Here is a 6380-nt window from a genome sequence, read left to right on the forward strand (position 1 = left end):
GACCAGCATCAGGGCGGCGTGATGCAGGCCCTGGGCGAGCGCAAGGGCGAACTGGTCAACATGGAGCCGGACGGCCGCGGCCGCGTGCGCCTCGAGTACCGCATCCCGGCGCGCGGCCTGATCGGCTTCACCAACGAATTCCTGAACCTGACACGTGGCTCGGGCCTGATCTCGAACATCTTCGACCGCTACGAGCCCTTCAAGGGCGAGATCGGCAGCCGCAAGAACGGCGTGCTGATCTCGATGGACGACGGCGAGATCTTCACCTACGCGCTGGGCAAGCTCGACGACCGCGGCCGCATGTTTGTGCGCGCCAACGATCCGGTGTACGAAGGCATGATCGTCGGCATCCACAGCCGCGACAACGACCTGGTGGTGAACGCCACGCGTACCAAGCAGCTGACCAACTTCCGTGTCTCGGGCAAGGAAGACKCGATCAAGATCACGCCGCCGATCGAGCTCACGCTCGAATATGGCGTCGAGTTCATCGAGGACGACGAGCTGGTCGAGATCACGCCGAAGAGCGTGCGCCTGCGCAAGCGCTTCCTGAAGGAACACGAGCGCAAGCGCGCTTCGCGCGAGTAACTGCCGCGCGTCATGAGCGGACGTGGTTTGACCCACGGCAGGGCCGTTTGGCTGATGGTCGGCGTCACGCTGATGTGGGCCACGGCCGGCGTCGTCACCCGGCACCTCGAACATGCGCGCAGCTTCGAGGTGACCTTCTGGCGCAGCTTCTTCACCTTGGCGTCGCTGCTCGTGATCCTGCCGTTGTGGCAGGGCCGCGCGGTGTTCTCCAAGGTTCGCCAGGGCGGCCGCGCACTGTGGATCTCCGGTGTCTGCTGGAGCGTGATGTTCACGGCCTTCATGGTCGCGCTCACGCTGACCAGCGTCGCCAACGTGCTGGTGACGATGGCGCTGGGCCCCCTGTTGACGGCACTGGGCGCCAGGATCTTCATCGGCCACCGGCTGCCGGTCCGGACCTGGGCGGCGATCGTGGTCGCCGGGCTCGGCATCGGCTGGATGTACGGCACCCAGCTCGGCGAAGGGCAGCTGCTCGGCACGCTGGTGGCGCTATGCGTGCCGCTGGCCGGCGCCTGCAACTGGACCGTGGTACAGCATGCCCATGCCGAGGGCCATGACGTCGACCTGGTGCCCGCGGTGCTGGTCGGTGCAGCGATCTCCTCGCTGGTCACCCTGCCGCTGGCCTGGCCCTTCCAGGCCAATGCCCACGACCTCGGCCTGCTGGCCTTCCTCGGGCTGTTCCAGCTGGCCATTCCCTGTGTCTTGTCCGTGCTGTGCGCGCGCGTGCTCAAGGCGCCCGAGGTGGCGCTGCTGGCCCTGCTCGAAGTGATCTTCGGCATCGCGCTGGCCTGGATAGGGGCCGGCGAGGAACCGGAGCCCGCCGTGCTGACCGGCGGTGCGCTGGTCATCGGCGCGCTGGTTTTCAACGAACTGCTCGGCCTGCGGGATCGGCGCGAGGCCTCCCGCCAGGCGCTGCCGACGGCCCATTAATTGGGGCAGTTGGACTAACTATCGAACCGTTCTAGTTTTTCAAGCCTAGGGCTTTGCGGAGAAGATGAGCCCATCGCGTCGAATCCATGACGCGGGTGGCGCCGGAAACGTATTCGGGCGTCAATGGACCATCAACTTCCGGGAAACCAGCATGACCACGCAAACCCTCTCCACCGCCGCCGTTCACGTCGTCGGCCAGTACAACGATGCAGGCAAGACTCTGATCAGCGCCTGGCGCACCGGGGCGCACCGCCTGCTGGGCGGCGCCGCTTCGCGCTACAGCGACTTCCTCGGAAAGCGCGAACTGCCGCTGGTGAACGAAGACGCCAAGGCCAAGCTGCTCGGCGCGCAGGAAAAGGTCACGGGCTTCCTGGCCGAACGTCTCGACGTCGATTCGAGCCGTATCATCGCCCTGATGGATCGCATCGCCGCCGACACCACCCGCGGCATCGAGTCGGTCGCCAACGCCGTGGCCCGCGTCGAGGCACCGCTGGGCAACTCGGTGCTGGAGATGCTCGATCGCGTCAACCAGCCGATCGCCAAGATCACGGTCAAGATCGCCGATACCGTCGCCGCGGGCGCCAAGAAGATCGAAGGCCGCGTGGCAGGCACGACGACCGCCATCGAGGTGGTGAAGACCGAGAAGGCGAAGGCCAAGTCGTCCACCCGCCGCGCCGTGCGCACCACGCCCGCGCCCCAAAAGGCCTGATCGCCCGCCCTGGCGCCCCAAGGCTTTCCTGTCGAACGTCTTCCTGGAGCAACGCATGGCGACACGCCGCGATGAAACCGACAGCGTGAAGAAGAAACCGGTCACGCCGGCCAGGAAGGCTGCGCCGGCCAAGAAATCCGCGCCGCGTGCGGGTGCTGCAGCGAAGAAGGCCCGGGCGCCCAAGGCCGTGCCGGCAAGGACGGCCTCGCCAGCCCAGCAGGCCGGCGCGAAAGGCCTGCTGCGTGCGGGCCTGAAGGCCTTGGGCACGGTGCGCGACGGTGTCGTCAAGCGCCAGACGAATGTGATCGAGAGCCTGCTCGGCCTCGGGAGCGGCCAGGCGGCCGACGGCAAGCCCGGTGCCGTGCGCGCATTCCCGGGTCTCGACACCTTCGGCATCCGCAAGTTCGAGGACGTGTTCGACCAGCGCGTCGCGACCGCGCTGCAGCGGCTCGGCATGCCGAGTGCCCAGGAAATCCAGGAACTGCGCGATCAGGTGCGGCTGCTGCTCGAACACCTCGAGCGCGCCGAATCGGGTCGGCGCAAGCGCTGAGGCCAACGGTTCGAGCCCCTCCGTCGTGGCCAGTTCCAACACGCGAGAACGCATTCTCCAGACCAGCCTGGCGCTCTTCAATGCGCAGGGACTTGCAGCCGTGTCGACGCACCGCATCGCGGCCGAACTCGACATCAGCCCCGGCAACCTGCACTACCACTTCAAGGCCAAGCAGCTGATCGTCGACCGGCTCTTCCGGCGCTTCGAGGACCAGCTCGATCTGCTCAACGCCTCGTCCGACAGCGTGCGCGCGATCGACGATCTGTGGCTCGCGCTGCACTTGCGCTTCGAGGCCATCAACGCCTATCGCTTCGTCTACCGCGATGTGGCTTATCTTTCGAGCGAATACCCGGCCCTCGGCCAGCGCGCACAAGTGCTGACCGCGCGGAACCTGCTGGCCGCGCAATCGCTGTGCGAGACGCTGGTGGCGAGCGGCGTAATCGAGGCGACCTCGGAGGAGGCGCAGATGCTGGCGCTGCAGATGGTCTTCACGACCACTTGCTGGCTGTCGTTCGAGCGGCTGGTGCCGGGACGCGAGGCCCTGCCGCAGGCCGATCCGGGGCTTGCGGCTTTCTACACGCTGACTCTGATTTCTCCATATGTCTCGCGCGAATCGAAAGCCTATCTCGACTACCTGCGAGGCAAATATCTCCGGTGAACGGCCCGGTGTGCCTCAGGCGCGCCGTTCCGGCGGCCAGATCGCCTGGAGTGCCTTGCCGCCGCTGCGATAGGCCTGGCAGGTGTCGGCCAGCGCGGGCTTGGGCAGTGGGCGGGCGCGGCGAGCAAGGTGCGCAGCCCGCCGCGCTCGCGGCTCAGCGCAAACCAGGTCTGCATGGCGGTGGTGGCGGCCGGGCCCATCAGTTCGGTGAGGTGCGTGCAGCCCTTGTTGCCGCCGACCAGCGTACGGCCTCTTTTCGTGAATCCGGCCCCGATCTTCAAGCCCACCAGCGCGTCGTAGTTGTCATTGCTTTCAGCGCAGTACGGCGTCGGCGCGGCTTCGCTGCGCACCTGAATTTCGCGGATCACCAGGTCGTTGTCGACCGTCATGACGATCCGCATGCGGTGCAGGTCTTCGCCGGCGCCCAGCGGCTTGAAGAAAAGATCGGAACCGTTGGGCGAGATGTCGCGCATGGTGCTTTCCACGTCGAGCAGGCCGTCGTCGCGCAGGTAGCCCCTGCAGACGATTTCGCGCGTGTGGAGCAGTCGATGGGCAGGTTGGGAGGGGATCGAGTAGTTCGCTGGCCACGAAGGCCGCCACCGCGCCGCACGCCGGCCACCAGCACGTACACGTCACCGCTCGCGCCCAGACCTTCACGCCGCTTTGCGACGGCCAGCTTCTAGACTTGCCCGCCACGCTGCCGGTACTCGACCCTGCCGACGAGCAGGTCATCGCCCGAGTCGCCGACTGCACGCAGGAGGTGCTCGACGCGACGGTGAAGGCCGCGCTGGCGGCCTTCGAAGGCTAGCGCCAAACGACGCAGGCGCAGCGTCGCGAAGGCGTCGAGGCGCTGGCCGCTCGCATCKAGGCGCATGCGGAAGAACTCGCGCTGCTGCTCACGCGCGAACAGGGCCGGCCACTTGCCATGGCCAGGGCCGAGGTACTGGGCTGCGTGCACTGGCTGCACACCTTCGCCCGGATGGATCTCCCCGTGGCTGAGCGCATCGACAAGGGCGGCACGACCTGGACCACCCGCCGCCTGCCGCTCGGCGTAGTCGCAGCCATCGCGCCATGGAACTTCCCGCTGATGCTCGCGACGTGGAAGCTCGCACCCGCGCTGATGGCGGGCAACACGGTCATCGTCAAGCCCTCGCCGTTCACGCCGCTCGCCACGCTGCGCATGGGTGAACTCGCGGCCGACCTGTTCCCGGCCGGCGTGCTCAACGTGCTGAGCGGGGGCGACGCCCTCGGTCCGTGGATGACGGCGCACCCCGGCATCGCGAAGGTCGCCTTCACTGGCTCGACGGCCACCGGCCGGAGCGTGATGGCTACCGCCGCCCCACGCTCAAACACCTGACGCTGGAACTCAGTGGCAACGACGCCGCCATCGTCATGCCCGACGTGGATGTGGCAAAGACGGCGCGCAAGCTCTTCATGGGCGCTTTCCTGAACTCGGGCCAGGTCTGCGTGGCCGCCAAGCGCATCTATGTGCACGACGCGATCTATGACGCTTTCGCCCGGCCTTTGCCGCCGCGGCCAAGGCCGCGCCGATGGGCCCGGGCACGCAGGAGGGCGTCGTGCTGGGCCCGGTGCAGAACCGGAGAGCGCGTGAAGGAACTCATCGCCGCCACGCGCGACGCGGGCCACACCTTCCTTGCCGGGGGCTACGTGCCCGAAGGCTGGGCTACTTCATTCCACCGACAGTCTTCGACAACCCRCCCGATGACGCCCGCGTCGTGGTCGAGGAGCCCTTCGGCCCGATCGTTCCGCTGCTGCGTTTCACCGACGTCGACGAGGTGGTACGGCGCGCCAACGACTCCGAGTTCGGCCTCGGGGGCTCGGTCTGGTCGAACGACCTCGCGCAGGCGCGGGCTCGGCGCCCGACTGGAGACGGGCACGGTATGGATCAACAGCGTCCAGTTGCTCGACCCGCTGTCGCCCTTCGCCGGTCGCAAACAGTCGGGCATCAGCGTCGAGAACGGCGTCGAGGGCCTGCTCGAATTCACCGCCATTCAAACCATGGTCGGCTGAGGCCGGCCGGACCCCATTCAATCCAGCGAGACCCAAGCCATGCAAACGCGTTCCAAAGCCGTTGTCTTCCGCGCCGATGGCGTGACGGTCCATGTCGAAGACATCCTGGTCGACCCGCCGGGCCCGCACGAAGTGATGATCAAGGTCGGCGCCTGTGGGGTCTGCCACAGCGACCTGTCGGTCACCAACGGCACCTTGCCGCTGCCGGCCCCGTGATCCTCGGCCACGAGGGTGCGGGCGTCGTCTGCCAGGTGGGCGAAGGTGTCACCGACCTGAAGGTGGGCGACCCGGTCATCAGCAGCTTCGTCAACACCTGCGTCCGCTGCCGCTACTGCACGAGCGGCAAGCCCAACCTCTGCGACGTGGGCAACACGACGCCCTGGACGCTGCCCGGCGGCGTGCCGCGCACGAAGGATGCCAACGGCCAGCCCTTGAACGCGATGGGCGGCTGCGGGGTCATGGCCGAGTACGCCACCCTGCACGAGAACAACGTCGTCAAGATCACCCCCGGCGTGCCGCTGGACCGCTGTGCGCTGATCGGTTGCGGCGTCATGACGGGCTGGGGCGCGGCCTGCAACACCGCCAAGGTCGAGCCCGGTTCGATCTGCGTGGTGTTCGGCGCCGGCGGCGTGGGCCTGAGCGCCCTGCAAGGCTGCCAGATCTCCGGCGCGACGATGATCGTCGCCGTCGACATGCTGGCCAGCAAGCTCGAGATGGCCAAGCTCTTCGGCGCCACCCATGTGATCRACGCCTCGAAGACCGAGAACGTGGTGAAGGAACTGCGCAAGCTGACCGACGGCGCCGACTACTCTTCGAATGCGTGGGCCACGGCGAGATCGTCGCCCAGGCCTATGCCTGCCTGCGCAAGGGCGGCACCGCCGTGGTGGTGGGTCTTGCCGGCCCGACCAACACCACGACGC

Annotated in this window: 8 protein-coding genes and 4 pseudogenes; 10 read left to right on the forward strand and 2 right to left on the reverse strand. The window is 67.5% G+C overall.

Features of this window, described 5'->3' with window-relative positions:
- The 5 genes and pseudogenes from AC1DY5_RS37540 to AC1DY5_RS37560 all read left to right on the forward strand — a co-directional run.
- A pseudogene (locus AC1DY5_RS37540) lies at positions 1 to 585 on the forward strand (translational GTPase TypA); the annotation flags it as partial.
- 12 nt (positions 586 to 597) lie between these two features.
- Positions 598 to 1512: a DMT family transporter gene (locus tag AC1DY5_RS37545; protein WP_478119547.1), complete on the forward strand. Its 915-nt coding sequence runs from the start codon at positions 598 to 600 to the stop codon at positions 1510 to 1512.
- A gap of 151 nt (positions 1513 to 1663) precedes the next feature.
- Positions 1664 to 2221: a hypothetical protein gene (locus AC1DY5_RS37550; RefSeq protein ID WP_478119548.1), complete on the forward strand. Its 558-nt coding sequence runs from the start codon at positions 1664 to 1666 to the stop codon at positions 2219 to 2221.
- A 55-nt stretch (positions 2222 to 2276) separates the two neighbouring features.
- The gene (locus AC1DY5_RS37555) at positions 2277 to 2771 is read left to right on the forward strand and encodes a phasin family protein (RefSeq protein ID WP_478119549.1); all 495 of its coding nucleotides are present in this window, start codon (positions 2277 to 2279) and stop codon (positions 2769 to 2771) included.
- Positions 2772 to 2796: 25 nt separating this feature from the next.
- A complete protein-coding gene (locus AC1DY5_RS37560; RefSeq protein WP_478119550.1) occupies positions 2797 to 3429 on the forward strand; it encodes a TetR/AcrR family transcriptional regulator in 633 nt (210 codons plus the stop codon).
- Here the strand turns inward: AC1DY5_RS37560 and AC1DY5_RS37565 are convergent.
- Both AC1DY5_RS37565 and AC1DY5_RS37570 read right to left on the reverse strand, forming a co-directional pair.
- Entirely contained in the window at positions 3402 to 3914 is a 513-nt protein-coding gene (locus AC1DY5_RS37565; RefSeq protein ID WP_478119551.1) for a DUF2889 domain-containing protein, read from the reverse strand. The two genes, AC1DY5_RS37560 and AC1DY5_RS37565, sit on opposite strands and share 28 nt — an antisense overlap.
- A gap of 194 nt (positions 3915 to 4108) precedes the next feature.
- Positions 4109 to 4387: a hypothetical protein gene (locus tag AC1DY5_RS37570; protein WP_478119552.1), complete on the reverse strand. Its 279-nt coding sequence runs from the start codon at positions 4385 to 4387 to the stop codon at positions 4109 to 4111.
- Here AC1DY5_RS37570 and AC1DY5_RS37575 point away from each other — a divergent pair.
- From AC1DY5_RS37575 to AC1DY5_RS37595, 5 genes and pseudogenes are all read left to right on the forward strand, one after another.
- Entirely contained in the window at positions 4292 to 4786 is a 495-nt protein-coding gene (locus tag AC1DY5_RS37575; RefSeq protein WP_478119553.1) for an aldehyde dehydrogenase family protein, read from the forward strand. The two genes, AC1DY5_RS37570 and AC1DY5_RS37575, sit on opposite strands and share 96 nt — an antisense overlap.
- 35 nt (positions 4787 to 4821) lie before the next feature.
- Positions 4822 to 4872: pseudogene (locus AC1DY5_RS37580) on the forward strand (hypothetical protein); the annotation flags it as partial.
- Between the two features lie 107 nt (positions 4873 to 4979).
- A pseudogene (locus AC1DY5_RS37585) lies at positions 4980 to 5460 on the forward strand (aldehyde dehydrogenase family protein).
- A gap of 135 nt (positions 5461 to 5595) precedes the next feature.
- Positions 5596 to 5903, forward strand: a pseudogene (locus tag AC1DY5_RS37590) (alcohol dehydrogenase catalytic domain-containing protein); the annotation flags it as partial.
- Positions 5904 to 6134: 231 nt separating this feature from the next.
- On the forward strand, positions 6135 to 6380 hold a 246-nt coding region (locus AC1DY5_RS37595), incomplete at its 3' end, for a zinc-binding dehydrogenase (RefSeq protein ID WP_478119554.1).

The sequence above is a fragment of the Variovorax sp. P4_D9 genome (assembly GCF_056401695.1).

Bases quoted from the DNA above. Each gene is read 5' to 3' on its own strand.
- AC1DY5_RS37545 (WP_478119547.1), top strand. From the start codon at position 598: ATGAGCGGACGTGGTTTGACCCACGGCAGGGCCGTTTGGCTGATGGTC.
- AC1DY5_RS37550 (WP_478119548.1), top strand. From the start codon at position 1,664: ATGACCACGCAAACCCTCTCCACCGCCGCCGTTCACGTCGTCGGCCAG.
- AC1DY5_RS37555 (WP_478119549.1), top strand. From the start codon at position 2,277: ATGGCGACACGCCGCGATGAAACCGACAGCGTGAAGAAGAAACCGGTC.